Source organism: Salininema proteolyticum, assembly GCF_042685645.1.
GTDB lineage: Bacteria > Actinomycetota > Actinomycetes > Mycobacteriales > Micromonosporaceae > Salininema > Salininema proteolyticum.
Window position 1 is genome coordinate 1,342,800 of record NZ_JBHUNX010000001.1, and the last position, 15,508, is coordinate 1,358,307.

The window sequence follows — 15,508 nt, forward strand, 5'->3', positions numbered from 1 at the left end:
TAGGGCGGCGGCGCTCGCCGGAACGGATCGGACGTCCTTTATGTGGTGTCGGTCGGCAGCGTACGGGCTTGGGCGGCAGGGGCCGTCTGGGCGGATACACGCGGCCTCACCCGAAGGAGGGCAGGTCGATTCCGGCTTCCTCCAGGCGGCGGGCCAGGTCGGGGCCGAGAGGGGCGCGTCCGGAGGCCCGAGCGAGGAACTCGCTCGCCTCGGGAATGTCGATATCATTGTGCCCCTTGAGGAACAGCGGCAAGAGCACGTCGGCGGCCTCGTCGGTCGTCCAGCGCGGCCGGCCGACCGCGTCGGCGACGTCGATTCCGTGAAGGGCGACCTCGATGACGCGGGTGAGGACGAACTGGCCGAGCTCCATGCGGTCTCCGTGGCGCGTGACGACGCGGCGGCCCCCGGGCCGGGACGAGGCGTCGGCCAGGGCCGCGGAGAGCCGGCGCTCCAAGAGCGACACGTGCTCGTCCGGGGTCATCCCCTCGGCGGCGCGCTGGGCGCTCGCGAGGCGCTCGCCGTCCGTGGCGGCGGAGAATCGGTCGCCGGGGCGGAAGTAGCCGACGGCGTCGGTGTCGGAGGACAGGGGTTCGGGTCCGGCGACGCAGTCCGAGACGCGGGCGATTCCCCGGGAGACGTGCGCGACCAAGTCGGCGACCGTCCACGGCCCGCACCGGGTCGGCAGGCCCCAATCCTCTTCGGAGAGTGTCCTCAATTCCGTTGTGAGGCGGTCGGTCTCGCTTCTGAGAGCGGCTGTCGTCATGGAGGCGAGCATAACCCGTCGGGCGAACGGGCCCGACGGTCGGTGCCTCCCGTTAGGATCGGGGCGGGAGGTGTGATCATGGCCGATTGGGACGACGTCCGGGAGATCGTCGCGGCGCTGCCCGAGTCAGAGGAGCGTCCGAGCTACGGCGGCCTGCCGTCGTGGAAGGTGCGGGGCCGGCAGTTCTGCTGGGAGAGGCCGCTGCGCCCCAAAGACGAGGAGGAGCTGGACGACCCGCCCGGCGGGCCGGTGCTCGGGGCGGCGGTCGCCGACCTGGGGGAGAAGGAGGCGCTTCTCCAGTCCGATCCGCGCCTCTTCTTCACCGTCTCGCATTTCGACGGCCACGCCGCGATCCTGGTCCGCCTGGAGGAGGCCTCCCGCGAGCGGCTCGCGGAGATCGTCGAGGACGCCTGGTTCGCCAGGGCCCCGAAGAGGCTGGCGCGCGAGTACTCCGAGCGTTCCCGACCGGACTAGGCGGTGCGCTCGGCGCCCACCGTCTCCTCGGCCATCTTGGCGCCCTGCTTGTCGGCGTAGCCGATGATCTTGGCGACGAACTTCGACTTGGACGAGAGCCTCTTGGCGGCCTTCGGGCCCTGGTGAGCCTCGACTATGGCACCGCCGATGGCCTCCATGGCGGCGACGGCGCCCGGCAGCGGCCGCATGAAGCCGGTGACGGCGGCGATCTCGCCCGCGTCGTTCAGCTCGACGATCTGGGACTCCTCGAAGGGGACGCCCCGCGCGGTGGCGGTCTCGCGCAGGAAGTACGTGGAGTCTCCGTCGGAGCCGACGGCGGTGAAGCGGATGTCGTCGATGGAGGCGTGGACGGCCTTGATCAGCTCTCCGAGCGCCTCGCGGCCCTCGAACCGGACGAGTCCGGTCAGGGGCGAGGTGAACGTGCAGTCCTCGGCGACAACGGACAGGGCCTTCTCGAGGTCCCCCTCTTCGGCCGACTCGATCCAGGCGGCAACGGAAGGATGTGTTTCGGGTTTCATGACCGAACTCTACATCGAAAGGGCCACATATGAAAAAGGATACGCGGCCGGCAAGGGGAGGGCCCGCGGCGACGGCCGCGCCCCGGTGGAAGGGGGCGCGGCCGCGGCGGAGCCGGTCTAGCGCGGGCCCCGCGTGTACACGGCGACGTGGTCGACCAGCATGGGTTCTCCGCTAACTGTGTCGGCGTCCGGGGTCAACCCCGGACCGCGGTGGAACGCGTCGGGGAAGTTCCCGCCGACGGCCACGTTGAGGATGAGGAACAGTCCGTTCCCCAGCGCGTCGTTCCAGGCGGTCTCGCCGATCTGCTCCCGCGTGACGGTGAAGAACCGGCTCCCGTCCAGGTACCAGCGCACCTCGCCCGCGCCGTAGTCCACTTCGGCCGCGTAGGAGTGGAAGGACGCCGAGCAGCCTTCGCAGGTCTGCGGTTCGGACCCCAGCCCTCCCGTCTCCTCCTGGCAGGGACCGCCGGTGACGGTCCCGCAGTGCATGGCGCCCCAGGTCTCGCCGGAGCCGTTGACGTTCTCCATGATGTCCACCTCGCCGGTGGCCGGCCAGCCGGTGTAGCCGTCGCGCAGGTCGGCCCCCATGGCCCAGAAGGCGGGCCAGTAGCCGATGCCGTCCGCGGGGTCGACGTCGGGCAACCGCAGCGACGCCTCCATGCGGAGCACGCCCCCTTCGGGCGGCAGGAAGTCGCCCTTCGCCGTCTCGATCCGCCCGGACGTCCAGCCGCCGTCCTCGTCCCGCAGGGGTGTGATGGCGAGGTTGCCCCTGCCGTCTTGGGCGACGTTGTCGGTCGAGTCGGTGTGGACGGCCACCTCCCCGGTTCCCCAGTTGTCGGCCGGGCAGCCCGGGTAGCAGGTCCCGGTGTCGTAGACCCATTCGTCGGAGAGCCTCTCGCCGGCCTCTCCGGTGAAGTCGTCGCGGAAGGCGACCTCCCAGCCGTCGCCGGGAGCGACGGTCGGCGCGGAGGGCCGGGCGGGTGCGAGCAGGCCGCTGGTGACCAGCTCGTGCTCCAACCTGGGAGCGAGAGCGCGGACGGCGGCGGTGGTCAGGTGTGAGTCGTCGCGGTAGAGCAGGAGGTTGTCCACGACGGCCGGGCAGCTAGCGGTGGAGCAGACGAGGGAGCTGACGTCGGCGATGCCGACGCCGTCGAACCCTCCCGACGCGATGCCGTCGGCCACGGGGTCGTCCCAGACCGCTTCGGCGCGTTCGAAGGAACAGGCGCCCCAGTCGGAGGGCTCGTCGGAGAGGCACGCGGGCACGTCGAAACCGGGGAACGGGGTGTCGCGGAGGTAGGCGACGGGCGCCCCGGTGGCGGTCAGCCGTTCGAACGACCGCTCCCAGGCGCTCTCTGCCTCCGCCGCGTCCCACGTGTACCGGTTGAGCGTGCCGACGGCGATCAGCGCGGGGGCCGGGCCGTCCTCGATGCGCTCGACCATGTCCTCGCGCCACCGGTCGCACTCGCGGTACTCGCGGCCCAGCTGGTCGTTGCCGACGGTCATGTCCGCCACGGGGCACCCGGACTTGGCGAGCACCTCCACGGACATCCCGCGCTCGGAGGCCATGGCCTCGAAGGCGGGCAGCCACTGGCTCGCGTGCGAGTCCCCGAAGAGGACTATCCTGCCGCCGCCCTCTCCCCGGACGCAGTCGGGGTGGCCCGTCTCTTCGGGTTCGAGCTGGCACTCCCCGGCCGTCCCGTAGTCCTCGGCGGCGTCGCCGGGGGAGGGGTAGAGCGGCAGCGTCGTGTCGGTGGAAGCCGGCAGTCCGGCTGCCCAGCGGGTTCCGGCCTCGCCGGCCTGGAGTTCGGCCCGGTCGCTCTGCTCCGAGAGGACCGTGACGGCCCCGCTGCCGACCATGAGCGCGGCGATGACGGGGAGGATGACCGAGGAGGCCCCGACGGAGAGGCCCGCCGAGGTGCGGTTGACCGTCGGCGCGCGGAAGCGCAGCGGTTCCTCGACCAGCTTCATCGTGAGCCAGGCGGGGGCGGCGGCGAGTGCGACGAGGCCGAGCTTCGCGACCCAGTGCTGCGGTCCGGCGGCGGCCTCGAAGAGGACGAGGACCGGCCAGTGCCACAGGTACCAGGCGTAGGAGAGTCGGCCCGCCCGACGAAGCCAGGACCAGGACAGCGGCTTGGCAGAGTCGCCTCCGGCAGCGATGAGGGCGCCGGTGGCGAGGGTGGGGAGGAGAGCGGCGTAGCCGGGGAACGGGGTGCCGGAGTCGAAGGCGACGATGGACGCCGCGAGGCCGGCGCCGGCGAGGACTGCGAGCCCGACCCGGGCCCGGCGGGGCCACGCGGCCGCCAGCGCGGGCACGAACGCGAGTCCGGCGCCGAGGGCGAACTGCCAGGCGCGCGTGGGAGTTCCGAGGTACGCCAGCGGCCCGGAGGCCTCGACCCACCAGAGGTTGACCGCGAAGGACGCCGCGCCGATGAGCGCGATGGCCAGGGCGAGGGCCTTCTTCCAGGAGGCGGCCAGGACGCAGAGCGCCGCCAGGGGAGCCCACACGAGGTAGAACTGCTCTTCGACCGCCAGCGACCAGAAGTGCAGCAGCGGAGAGGGGTCGGTGTGCCCGGCCAGGTAGTCGGTCTGCCGGCCGATGTGGTGCCAGTTGGCGACCGAGAGCGCCGAGGCCACGGCGTCGTAGGCGAGTTCCTTGAGCCGCAGGGGCGGGAAGATCAGCCAGGCGGCGGCGACGGTCGCGAGGACGACCGCCCCGGCGGCCGGGAGCAGTCTCCGGGCGCGGCGGGCGTAGAAGGCGCCGAGCCGGATGCGTCCGGTGCGCTCCTTCTCGCGGATGAGCAGCCCCGTGATCAGGAATCCGGAGATCACGAAGAACATGTCCACGCCTATGTAGCCCCCTTGGGCGAAGGGGACTCCGGCATGGAAGAGGAGGACGGAGGCCACGGCGACGCCGCGCAGGCCCTCGATGTCGGGGCGGAATCCGCCGCCGGCGACGGCCGGGGAGGTCGCGGTCAGTCGGCCCATGGCAGGATCCCGTCGAGCAGTCCGGAGGCGAGCAGGGCGAACAGCACCAGGAGCAGCGAGATCGCCAGCCCCTGGGACGGTCCGAGCGAGTTGGGGTTCGGGCGGTCCGAACGGCGGACGGCGCCCATGGGAGGGCGCTTCCAACCGTCGGTCTCGGGCGCGGGGCCCGTGTCCTTCCGTGCGGTGGTCGGTTCGTGCATGATGCGGGTCGGTCCTTCGTCAGTTCGCGGCGACGGCGCGGTCGCGGTCGGTGTCCAACGGTGCGGACAGGGGAGTGGGGGAGTCCGGTTCTTCGCTCGCGGGCGGGTGGAGCGTCCGCCACGCCTCGGCGATCAGCGGGGCGTGCAGCACCGTGTGGATGGCGATGAACACCGCCGCGGGCCAGTAGTTCAGCGGCTGCGTGGTGGCCGCGCCGTAGAGGAGCGACCCCCACAGGGCGAGGAGGGTGAGGCTGGACCAGGTCATGGTCAGGCGCGCGACGGTGGTGGCCAGTTTGTTGCGGCCCTTGGTGATGCCCGTCGGCGACCAGGTGGCGGTCCGGCGCCGGAGGAGGTGCGCGAGGGCCACGACGTGCGTGTAGCTGTAGAGCAGCTGGGCGCGGACGACGCCGAGCCTCCACTTGGTGTTGTGGGCGGCCGGCAGGAGCACGAACCAGACCCACAGGGTGGGCATGAACGCCAGCATGTGCCAGGGCCGGACCTGGTCGGCGTAGGCCGCGGCCATGATGATCGCCGGGATCGGCACGGCGAAGACGTTGACGGCGTTGACGATGTAGGAGGCGAAGCCGTTCCAGAAGCACAGGCGGGTGCGCAGCTTCATGGGGCGGCGGTGGAACCCCTTGTCGGCCAGGAGCTCCAGGTTGCCCATCGCCCAGCGGTACTGCTGGTTGACGTACGCCGAGGTCGTGTCGGGCGAGGCGCCGGTGGCGAGGTTGACCGGAACGTAGGCGGTTTGCCAGCCGGTCTTGGACAGCTCGATGGAGGTGAACATGTCCTCGGAGTGGTCCATCCGGGGGAATCCGTCGAGCTCCTTGAGGGCCTCGCGCCGGTAGACGACGCACGAGCCGCAGCAGATGGCCGCGTCGTCGGCGTCGCGGGAGGGTTGGATCCAGCGGTAGAACAGCTCCTGGGCGGCCCCGGCGGCCTTCTCGAGCCAGCCCATGCCGGACGTGGTCCGGAAGTGCTGGGGCGACTGGACGATCGCCGTGTCCTCGTCGCCGAAGTAGGGCATGAGGTGGCGCAGGAAGTCCGGCCGGGGGCAGAAGTCGGCGTCGAAGACGGCGATGAACTCGCCGTCGCCGAGGCGGTAGCCGTGGTTGATGTTGCCGGCCTTCTTCCACCGGGGCCGGTCGTCGCGCACGGAGTAGTGGAAGCCGTAGTTCTCCGCCAGGGCCTTGACCTCGGCGCGGTCGGCGTCGTCGAGGACGTGGACGTCGACCGGCCCGTCCCAGTCGAGGGCGGCCACGTGGCGGTAGGTGTTGCGGAGGATGTCGAAGTCCTCGCCGCAGGTGGGCAGGAGGACGTCGACGGAGGGGGCCGTGCCGGGCCGGTAGTTGGCGAGGAGCAGCTTGTGGCCCTCCTCGGTGACGCGGCGGGTGCGCTGGCCGTCGAGGAGGGCCAGCGTCCAGGCGACGAGGTTGACGCCGAGCACGGCCAGGAAGGGCCAGAGCAGCGGGGTGCGCAGGGAGAACAGGAAGAGGCTAGCGGCGGTGAAGAGGTAGGAGCCCGCGATGCCGAGGAGGACCCAGCGGCGCTGGGGTCCGAGGTAGTAGTACAGCTCGCGGTCGTCGGGCGGTGCGGGAAGCCCGGCGCCGGCGGAGCCGGCCGCGGTTCGGGGCGCGGGTGGGACGGCGGCCGCAGTTCGGTCTGTGCGGGCGGAGCCTGCTCCGGTTTGGGGTGCGGGTGGGGTGACGGGTGCGGTCTGGTCTGTGCGGGCGGAGCCTGCTCCGGTTTGGGGTGCGGGTGGGGTGACGGGTGCGGGACGCTGGGACATGGTGCCCCCTAGGGAGGACGGAGGGAGTTCGCAATGGGTGAGGGGTGGCCGCGCGGGGCGGCCGTCGCCGACGCCGTTGTCGCAGTGGTACTTCCACAATGGTGCGGCTCTTTTAACTATTTAGCAAAGTTTTCTATTAAAGATCACAGTGGAAAGTTCCCGGCAAACTGCTTGTCACCCAAGGTGATTCCTGATATCGAGCGAGGGGCCTATGTCCCAGGATCCGGACTCGGGGGTGGTCCTCCGATTGTGCTCCGTGTCATATCAATACTCTGTTGACTGCAATGATCACATACTAATACAATCTATTGCATAATCATGCACATGGAGGTTGTCAGTGAATTACCGTATCGCGGTCGCCGGAGCCAGTGGCTACGCCGGAGGAGAGGCCCTGCGCCTCATCGCCGGCCACCCGTCGCTGGAGCTCGCCGTCGCCACCGCCCACAGCCAGGCCGGAAAACCGATCCCCGACGTCCACCCGCACCTGCCGCGATACGCCGACACCCGCTTCCAGCCGACCACGCCGGAGGCGATCCTCGAGTCCGAGCCCGACGCCGTCGTCCTGACGCTCCCGCACGGCCAGTCCGCCGCGCTCGCGGCCGAGCTTCCCGCCGACCTCCCCATTGTCGACCTCGGAGCCGACCACCGTCTCGAGGATTCCGCAGGTTGGGAGAAGTATTATCCCGGCGCCCACGCCGGCGCCTGGACCTACGGCCTCCCCGAGCTGCCCGGGCAGCGGGAGAAGATCGCCGCCTCCCGGCGCGTGGCCGCCACCGGCTGCTACGCCGCCGCCACCATCCTCGCCCTCGCCCCGCTCATCGCCGGCGGCCTGGCCCTCCCGAACGACGTGGTCGTCGTCGCCTCCTCCGGCACCTCCGGAGCGGGCAACAGCCCCTCCAAGAGGCTCCTCGCCAGCGAGGTGGCCGGGTCCCTGACCAGCTACAAGACCGGCGCCCACCAGCACGTGCCCGAGATCAAACAGGCCACCGGCGCCGCCTCGGTCTCCCTGACGCCGATCCTCGCCCCCATGCCGCGGGGCATCCTCGCCGCCGTCACCGCGCTGCCGGCCGACCCGGCCGCCACGGCGGCCGACGTCCGCGAGGCGCTCGCCACCGCCTACAAGGACGAGCCGTTCGTCCACGTCCTGCCCGAGGGAGTCCAGCCGGCCACCAAGTCCGTCTACGGCTCCAACGCCGCCCAGCTCCAGGGCGCCGCCGACCTCGACTCCGGCCGCCTCATCGCGACCTCCGCCGTCGACAACCTCGGCAAGGGCGCCTCGGGACAGGTCGTCCAGTGCCTCAACCTCATGCTCGGCCTCGAAGAGACCGCCGGGCTCGCCGCCGAAGGAGTCGCCCCGTGAGCGTCACCGCACCCCAGGGATTCACCGCCTCCGGCGTGACCGCCGGACTCAAGCCCAGCGGCAAACCCGACCTCGCGCTGGTGGTCAACACCGGCCCCAGCCAGGTCGCCGCCGCCAGGTTCACCAAGAACCGCGTCCAGGCCGCCCCGGTCCTGTGGACCAAACAGGTCATGACGACCGGCTCGCTCCGCGCCGTCGTCCTCAACTCCGGCGGCGCCAACGCCTGCACCGGGCCCGACGGCTTCGCCGACACCCACAAGACCGCCGAGAAGACCGCCGACGCGCTCGACTGCGGCGCCGTCGAAGTCGCCGTCTGCTCCACCGGACTGATCGGCGAACGCCTCGACATGGACAAACTGCTGCCCGCCGTCGAAGACGCCGCGAAGAACCTCGCCGCCGACGGGGGACGGGCCGCCGCCGAGGCCATCATGACCACCGACACCACCGCCAAGACGGCCGCGTACGTCTCCGACGAGGGCTGGACGATCGGCGCGATGGCCAAGGGCGCGGGCATGCTCGCCCCCTCGCTGGCCACCATGCTCGTCACCGTCACCACCGACGCCAAGGTCGACGCCCTCGCCGCCGACTCCGCCCTCGCCGCCGCCTGCGACCGGACCTTCGACCGCCTCGACTCCGACGGATCCACCTCCACCAACGACACGGTGCTCCTCATGAGCTCCGGGGCCGTGGACGTGACCCCGGACCCCGTCGAGTTCACCGAGGCCCTCGCCTCCGTGTGCCACAGCCTCGCCCAGAGCATGCTCGGCGACGCCGAGGGCGCCACCAAGGAGATCGCCATAACCGTCCAGAACGCCGCCACCGAAGAGGAGGCCGTCCAGGTCGGCCGGGCCGTCGCCCGCGACAACCTCGTCAAGTGCGCCTTCTTCGGCGAGGACCCCAACTGGGGCCGCATCCTCGCCGCCGTCGGCTGCACCGACGCCGCCTTCGACCCCGACCGGCTGGCCGTCGCCATCAACGGCGTCCGCATCTGCGAGAACGGCTGCGCCGCCGCCGACCGGTCCCTCGTGGACCTCTCCGCCCGAGCCGTCGACGTCACCGTCGACCTCGACGCCGGAGGCCACTCGGCCACGGTCTGGACCACCGACCTCACCCACGACTACGTCCACGAGAACTCCGCCTACTCCACCTGAAGGTGTCCCGCATGAACAGCAATCTCTCCGAGGCCCTCGCCAAGGCCGAGACGCTCGTCGAGGCGCTGCCCTGGTTCCAGGAGTTCCACGGCGCCACCGTCGTCGTCAAGTACGGCGGCAACGCCATGGTCGAGCCCGAACTGCAGCGCGCCTTCGCCGCCGACATGGTCTTCCTGCGCTACGCCGGCCTCAAACCCGTCGTCGTCCACGGCGGCGGGCCGCAGATCTCCTCCATGCTCGACAAACTCGACATCGCCAGCGAGTTCAAGGGCGGCCTGCGCGTCACCACGCCCGAGGCCGCCGACGTCGTCCGCATGGTCCTCGTCGGACAGGTCGGACGGGAACTGGTCGGCCTCATCAACGGCCACGGCCCCTACGCCGTCGGCATGAGCGGCGAGGACGCCCAGCTCTTCACCGCCAAACGGCGGTGGGCCGACATAGACGGCGAGAAAGTCGACATAGGACGCGTCGGCGACGTCGCCGGGGTCAACACCGCCGCCGTCGACGACCTCATCGCCGCCGGCCGGATCCCCGTCGTCTCCACCGTGGCCCTCGACGGCGACGGCGTGCTCTACAACCTCAACGCCGACACCGCCGCCGGGGCGCTCGCAGCCGCGCTCGGCGCCCGCAAACTCGTCATCCTCACCGACGTCGAGGGGCTCTACACCGACTGGCCGAGGAAGGAGTCCCTCGTCAGCCAGATCGGCGCCGACGACCTGGCCGCGCTCCTTCCCGGGCTCCAGTCCGGCATGATCCCCAAGATGGAGGCCTGCCTCCACGCCGTCAAGGGGGGAGTCGGCGCCGCCCACGTCATCGACGGGCGCGTCCCCCCACTCCACCCTGCTCGAAGTCTTCACGCACAAGGGAATAGGAACGATGGTGGTCCCCGATGAGCAATAGGGCCCCCGCTCTCCAACAAGGAGATCAAGACCCGGTTCGAGGCCGCCCTCATGGGCAACTACGGCCTCCCCGCCGTGCCCATCGCGTCGGGCTCCGGCGTCCGCGTCACCGACGCCGACGGCAACGTCTACCTCGACATGATCGGCGGCATCGCCGTCTCCACCGTCGGACACGGCCACCCGCGCTACGTCGAGGCCATCGCCGACCAGGCCGCCGCCCTCGCCCACACCTCCAACCTCTACCTCCACCGCGGAGAGGTCGAACTGGCCGAAAAGCTCCTCGAACTGGTCGAGGCGCGGGGCAAGGTCTTCCTCTGCAACTCCGGCACCGAGGCCAACGAGGCGGCGGTGAAACTGGTCCTCAAGGCCGGCAAGCCCTACGGGCGCACCAAGATCGTCGCCACCGAGAACTCCTTCCACGGCCGCAGCCTCGGCGCGCTCGCCATCACCGGCAAGGCCGCCATCCGAGAGCCCTTCGCGCCCTTCGGAGTGGAGGCCGAGTTCGTCCCCTACGGCGACGCTCGCGCGCTCGCGGCCGCCGTGGACGCCTCCACCGCCGCCGTCTTCCTCGAACCGACCCAGGGCGAGTCCGGCGTCCACCCCGCCACGACCGACTACCTCAAGGCCGCCCGCCGCATCACCAGCGAGAACGGCGCGGCGCTCGTCCTCGACGAGATCCAGTCCGGCTTCGGGCGCACCGGGGCCTGGTTCGCCCACCACGCCGCCGCCATCACGCCCGACGTCGTGACCCTCGCCAAGGGACTGGCCGGGGGCGTCCCCATCGGAGCGACCATCGGAGTGGGGAAGTGGGGCGACGTGTTCGGCCCCGGCGACCACGGGTCCACCTTCGGCGGCAACCCGATCGCCTGCGCCGCCGCCCTGGCCGTCATCGGGGTCGTCGAGGACGAGGGCCTGTTCGAGAACGTGCTCGCCCTCGGCGAGAGGCTGGAGGCGAACCTCGCCGACCACCCCGCCGTCACCGAGGTCCGCGGCAAGGCACTGTGGAGGGGCATCGGCCTGGCCGGTGCCGACTCCGCCGCCGTGTGCGACGCCTTGGCGGCCAGGGGAGTCCTGGCCAACCCCGTCCGCCCCGACACCATCCGCATCGCCCCGCCCCTCACCATCACCGCCGAGGACGTCGACCTCTTCTGCGACATCCTCAAGGACGTGCTCTCCACCGCCCCGGAAGGACCGAACCATGAGTGAACCGCACCCGGAGAAGGACTCGCCCGCGCCGTTCCACTTCCTCGAAGACGGCGACCTCTCCCCCTCGCAGCAGGCCGAAGTCCTGCGGCTGGCCGCCGACTACAAGAGCGGCGAGGAGACCGGCCGGCCGCTGGAGGGCCGCAGCGTCGCCGTCGTCTTCGAGAAGCCCTCGACCCGCACGCGCGTGTCCTTCGAAGTGGCCGTGCGGCAGCTGGGCGCCCACCCTGTCATGATCGACGCCCAGACCACCCAGCTGGGCCGCGGGGAGACCATCGGCGACCTCGGCAAGGTCCTCTCCCGCTATGTTGACGCGATCGTCCTGCGCACCTTCGAGGACGACCGCATAGCCGAACTCGCCGAGGGCGCGGGCGTCCCGGTCGTCAACGCGCTCACCGACGGCTGGCACCCCTGCCAGACCCTCGCCGACCTCCAGACCGTCGCCGAGAACCGGCCCCTCGCGGGCACCCGGCTCGCCTACCTCGGGGACGGCTCCAACAACGTCGCGGCCTCCCTCCTCGTCGCCGGAACAACCGCCGGCATCGAGGTGACCGTCTGCGGGCCCGAGGATCAGGCCCCCGCCCCGGCGGTCGTCGCCCGCGCCGAGGCCATCGCCGCCCGAACGGGTGGGGCCGTTCACATCACGAGCGACATCGAGACGGCCGCCACGGGCGCCCACGTCCTCTACACCGACGTGTGGAGCTCCATGGGACAGGCCACCTCGCCCGAGCAACTCGCGAACCTGCGGAACTACCAGCTCAACGAGCAGGTCCTCGCGATCGCCCCCGAAGCGGTGGTGCTGCACTGCCTTCCGGCGCACCGCGGCGAGGAGATCACCGACGAAGTGATCGACGGCCCCTCGTCGCGCGTCTTCGACCAGGCGGAGAATCGACTGCACGCGCAGAAAGCGCTGTTGACCTACCTGACAGGAGAACGCTGATGGCCGTCTCACCCACCAAGGCCGCCCGCCTGGCCCTCATCACCGAGACCATCGACTCGCGCGAGGTCTCCTCGCAGACCGAGTTGCAGGAGATCCTCGCCGAGCAGGGCCACACCGTCACCCAGACCACGCTCTCGCGGGACCTGGAGGCGCTCGGAGCGGTCAAGGTGCGGGGGGCCGACGGGTCCACGCCCGTCTACGCCATCTTCCCGGAGGGCTCGCGCCCCCTCCGGGACACCGAACACCCCTCCGAGAGGCTCAAACGCCTCCTCCGCGAACTGCTGACCGGCGCCGACCACTCCGGCAACCTCGCCGTCCTGCGAGTCCCGCCGGGCGCCGCCCAGTACCTGGCCAGCGCCATCGACCGGTCGGGACTGTCCGACATCATCGGGACCATCGCCGGGGACGACACCGTCGCCGTCATCGCCAAGGACGGCGTGACCGGCCGGACCATCGCCGGGAAGATGCTGGCGTGGTCCCAAGAGAACCACACCGACCACTGAGCGCACAGGACTCCACCGTGAAAGACCGCATCGTCCTCGCCTATTCCGGCGGACTGGACGCCTCCGTCGCCATCCCCCGCCTCTCCGAGCGGCTCGGCGCCGAGGTCGTGGCCGTGGCCGTCGACGTCGGCCGGGGCGGCGCGAGCCTGGACGCCGTGCGGGAGAGGGCGCTGGGCTGCGGTGCGGTCGAAGCCGAGGTGGTCGACGCGCGCGAGGAGTTCGCCTCCGAGTACTGCTTTCCGGCGGTGGCGGCCAACTCCCTCGGCATGGACCGTCCGCTGGCCTCGGCGCTGTTGGGGCCGTTGATCGCCGAGCACCTCGCGGCCGCCGCGACGAGGCACGGCGCCACCGCCGTCGGCCACGGCTGGGCCGGCCGGGGGAGGGACCGGGTCCGCTTCGAGGCGGGCCTCGCCGCCCTGGCCCCCGACCTCGAGATCGTCGCCCCCGTACCCGAAACCGGCTGGACGCGCGACAAGGCCGTCGCCTTCGCCGAGGAGAGGGGCCTCCCGATCGACGCGGCAGCCGAGTCCCCCTGCCCCGCCGACCGGGACCCCCCGCGGCCGCGCCGCGGAACACGGCCCCCGTGAAGACCGGTGGAACGGTTCGTTCGAGGACCTCTTCTCCCGCACCGGAAACCCGGCCGAAGACCTCGACCCCGACGAAGTCGCCGTCACCTTCGACGGCGGCCGCCCCGTGGCCCTCGACGGGGAGACCAAGACTCCCCGCGAACTGGTCGACGACCTCGACCGCAGGGCCGGGGCCCAGGGCGTGGGCCGGACCGGCGCGGCCTCGGACCGCCCAGCGGGCCTCCAGGGCCGCGAGGCCGGCGAATCGCCCGCGGGAATCGCCCTGACCACCGCTCACATGGCGCTCGAGAGCGTCACCCTGGAACGAGAGCAGGCCCGCTTCAAGCGCACGGTCGACCGGCGCTGGAGCGAAGCGGTCTACGACGGCCTCTGGTTCTCCCCGTTGAAGAACAGCCTCGAGGCGTTCATCGACGAGACCCAGGGGCGCGTCACCGGCGAGGTCCGCCTGACCCTCCACCGGGGACGGATCGCCGTCACCGGCCGGAGGAGCGAGGAGGACCTCTACGACTCAGCCTTCGCCGCCTGCGGCGGAGACCATTCGTTCGATCGGCCCGACGCCCGCGCCTTCGCCGGCCGGTGAAGCCCGCCGGCCGAACCGGCCCACGTCCGCGACGACAAGTGACATAGAGGAGACACCCACCATGGCAGCACTCTGGGGAGGGCGCTTCAGCGGCGGACCCGCCGAAGCACTCCAGGCCCTCAACGACTCCATCGGATTCGACTGGCGCCTGGCGCCCTACGACATCGCCGCCTCGCAGGCGCACGCCCGAGTGCTGCGCCGGGCCGGGCTCCTCACCGAAGAGGAGTGCGACACTCTCGTGGAGGCGCTCGCCGTCCTGGGCGCCGAGGTCGCCTCCGGCGACTTCGCCCCGAGGCCGGGCGACGAGGACGTCCACACCGCGCTCGAACGCGGGCTGGTCGAGAAGCTCGGCGATCTGGGAGGGAAGCTGCGTGCGGGACGCAGCCGCAACGACCAGATCGCCACCGACCTCCGCCTCTACGCTCGGGACGCGGCCAAGGGGCTCACCGCCGACCTCGTCGCGCTCGTCGAGGCGCTGTCCGCCCAGGCCGAGGGGCACCTCTACGACCCGGCCCCGGGCATGACGCACCTGCAGCACGCCCAGCCGATCACCATCGGCCACCAGCTCCTCGCCCACGCCCAGGGCTTCCTGCGCGACCTGGACCGCCTGCGCGACTGGGACAAGCGCGCCGCCGTCTGCCCGCTGGGCTCGGGCGCGCTCTCCGGCAGCTCCCTGCCGCTCGACCCCGCCGCCGTCGCGGCCGAGCTCGGTTTCGACTCTCCCGCGCCCAACTCCGTCGACGCGGTCGCCGACCGGGACTTCGCCGCCGAGCTGGCTTTCATCGGGGCGCAGATCGGCGTCCACCTCTCCCGGCTGGGGGAGGAGGTCATCCTCTGGTCGAGCCAGGAGTTCGGATGGGTGACGCTGGACGACGCGTTCTCCACCGGGTCCTCGATCATGCCGCAGAAGAAGAACCCCGACGTCGCCGAGCTGGCCCGCGGCAAGGCCGGGCGCCTCGTGGGGAACCTGACCTCGCTTCTGGTGACGCTCAAGGGGCTTCCGTTCGCGTACAACAAGGACCTCCAGGAGGACAAGGAGCCGGTCTTCGACACGCTCGACAACCTGGCGCTGCTCCTGCCCGCCACGACGGGCATGGTCGCCACGCTGCGGTTCAACACGGAGAGGCCGGCCGCCTCCGCCCCCACCGGGTTCTCGCTGGCCACCGAGATCGCCGACTGGCTGGTGCGCAAGGGTGTGCCGTTCCGCGACGCCCACGAGGTGGCGGGATCCTGCGTCGCCCTGTGTGAGAAGGAGTCCCTCGACCTCCACGAGCTGAGCGACGAACAGCTCGAAGGCGTCAGCGGGCACCTGGACGGGTCGGTCCGGGAGGTGCTGACGGTCGAGGGCGCGCTGGCCGGGCGCACCACGCCCGGCTCCACCGGCCCCGAGGCGGTCAAGGCCCAACTGGCGCAGGTGAAGGACAGGGCCGCGGAGTTCGGAGGGAAGTCCGACTTACATCGGGCCCCCACGGGGCCAGGTGAAGACGCCGCCGGGCGGCGTATTTCCCCAACTGGCCCACGGACTTCACAAAAACGATCATAAGTGCATACAA

General features: G+C 71.3%; 13 protein-coding genes and 2 pseudogenes. 10 read left to right on the forward strand and 5 right to left on the reverse strand.

Translation table 11 applies throughout. From position 1 onward, the window contains the following. Window positions 1-106: 106 nt before the first annotated feature. Window positions 107-763, reverse strand: a complete 657-nt coding sequence (locus ACFTE1_RS06300; protein WP_380625399.1) for a maleylpyruvate isomerase family mycothiol-dependent enzyme — start codon at window positions 761-763, stop codon at window positions 107-109. A gap of 78 nt (window positions 764-841) precedes the next feature. Here ACFTE1_RS06300 and ACFTE1_RS06305 point away from each other — a divergent pair, with 78 nt between their 5' ends. Then, on the forward strand, window positions 842-1,237 hold the full coding sequence (locus ACFTE1_RS06305) for an MmcQ/YjbR family DNA-binding protein (protein ID WP_380625401.1): 396 nt from the start codon (window positions 842-844) through the stop codon (window positions 1,235-1,237). On the opposite strand, the gene ACFTE1_RS06310 is transcribed toward ACFTE1_RS06305, so the two are convergent. After that, on the reverse strand, window positions 1,234-1,755 hold the full coding sequence (locus ACFTE1_RS06310) for a nuclear transport factor 2 family protein (RefSeq protein ID WP_380625403.1): 522 nt from the start codon (window positions 1,753-1,755) through the stop codon (window positions 1,234-1,236). The two genes, ACFTE1_RS06305 and ACFTE1_RS06310, sit on opposite strands and share 4 nt — an antisense overlap. Here ACFTE1_RS06310 and ACFTE1_RS06315 point away from each other — a divergent pair. After that, window positions 1,754-1,876, forward strand: a complete 123-nt coding sequence (locus ACFTE1_RS06315; RefSeq protein WP_380625405.1) for a hypothetical protein — start codon at window positions 1,754-1,756, stop codon at window positions 1,874-1,876. The two genes, ACFTE1_RS06310 and ACFTE1_RS06315, sit on opposite strands and share 2 nt — an antisense overlap. Here the strand turns inward: ACFTE1_RS06315 and ACFTE1_RS06320 are convergent. Genes ACFTE1_RS06320 through ACFTE1_RS06330 form a run of 3 tightly spaced genes read right to left on the reverse strand, consistent with a single transcriptional unit; the run spans window position 1,873 to window position 6,732 of the window. Further along, window positions 1,873-4,740, reverse strand: coding sequence for an acyltransferase family protein (locus ACFTE1_RS06320; protein ID WP_380625407.1), 2,868 nt, complete (start codon window positions 4,738-4,740; stop codon window positions 1,873-1,875). The two genes, ACFTE1_RS06315 and ACFTE1_RS06320, sit on opposite strands and share 4 nt — an antisense overlap. Beyond that, window positions 4,728-4,940 carry a hypothetical protein gene (locus tag ACFTE1_RS06325; protein ID WP_380625411.1) on the reverse strand — a complete coding sequence of 71 codons (213 nt, stop codon included), beginning with the start codon at window positions 4,938-4,940 and terminating at the stop codon, window positions 4,728-4,730. Before ACFTE1_RS06325 ends, ACFTE1_RS06320 begins: the two co-directional genes overlap by 13 nt. Window positions 4,941-4,959: 19 nt before the next feature. Continuing rightward, a complete protein-coding gene (locus tag ACFTE1_RS06330) occupies window positions 4,960-6,732 on the reverse strand; it encodes a glycosyltransferase (RefSeq protein ID WP_380625413.1) in 1,773 nt (590 codons plus the stop codon). Between the two features lie 337 nt (window positions 6,733-7,069). Here ACFTE1_RS06330 and argC point away from each other — a divergent pair, with 337 nt between their 5' ends. From argC to argH, 8 genes and pseudogenes are all read left to right on the forward strand, one after another. Then, on the forward strand, window positions 7,070-8,092 hold the full coding sequence (argC, locus tag ACFTE1_RS06335) for an N-acetyl-gamma-glutamyl-phosphate reductase (RefSeq protein ID WP_380625416.1): 1,023 nt from the start codon (window positions 7,070-7,072) through the stop codon (window positions 8,090-8,092). Next, window positions 8,089-9,243, forward strand: coding sequence for a bifunctional glutamate N-acetyltransferase/amino-acid acetyltransferase ArgJ (gene argJ, locus ACFTE1_RS06340; protein WP_380625418.1), 1,155 nt, complete (start codon window positions 8,089-8,091; stop codon window positions 9,241-9,243). Before argC ends, argJ begins: the two co-directional genes overlap by 4 nt. 11 nt (window positions 9,244-9,254) lie before the next feature. Then, window positions 9,255-10,143: pseudogene (gene argB / locus ACFTE1_RS06345) on the forward strand (acetylglutamate kinase). 23 nt (window positions 10,144-10,166) lie between these two features. After that, window positions 10,167-11,348, forward strand: a complete 1,182-nt coding sequence (locus ACFTE1_RS06350) for an acetylornithine transaminase (protein ID WP_380762907.1) — start codon at window positions 10,167-10,169, stop codon at window positions 11,346-11,348. Next, window positions 11,341-12,285: an ornithine carbamoyltransferase gene (gene argF / locus ACFTE1_RS06355; RefSeq protein WP_380625424.1), complete on the forward strand. Its 945-nt coding sequence runs from the start codon at window positions 11,341-11,343 to the stop codon at window positions 12,283-12,285. Before ACFTE1_RS06350 ends, argF begins: the two co-directional genes overlap by 8 nt. Continuing rightward, window positions 12,285-12,788 (forward strand): arginine repressor, encoded by a 504-nt coding sequence (locus tag ACFTE1_RS06360; protein ID WP_380625426.1) that lies wholly within the window; start codon window positions 12,285-12,287, stop codon window positions 12,786-12,788. The genes argF and ACFTE1_RS06360 overlap by 1 nt, the downstream gene beginning before the upstream one ends. 17 nt (window positions 12,789-12,805) lie before the next feature. Next, window positions 12,806-13,955 (forward strand): annotated as a pseudogene (locus ACFTE1_RS06365) (argininosuccinate synthase). Between the two features lie 61 nt (window positions 13,956-14,016). Beyond that, complete coding sequence (gene argH, locus ACFTE1_RS06370; RefSeq protein WP_380625431.1) at window positions 14,017-15,498, forward strand: argininosuccinate lyase; 1,482 nt, start codon at window positions 14,017-14,019, stop codon at window positions 15,496-15,498. Window positions 15,499-15,508: the final 10 nt, after the last annotated feature.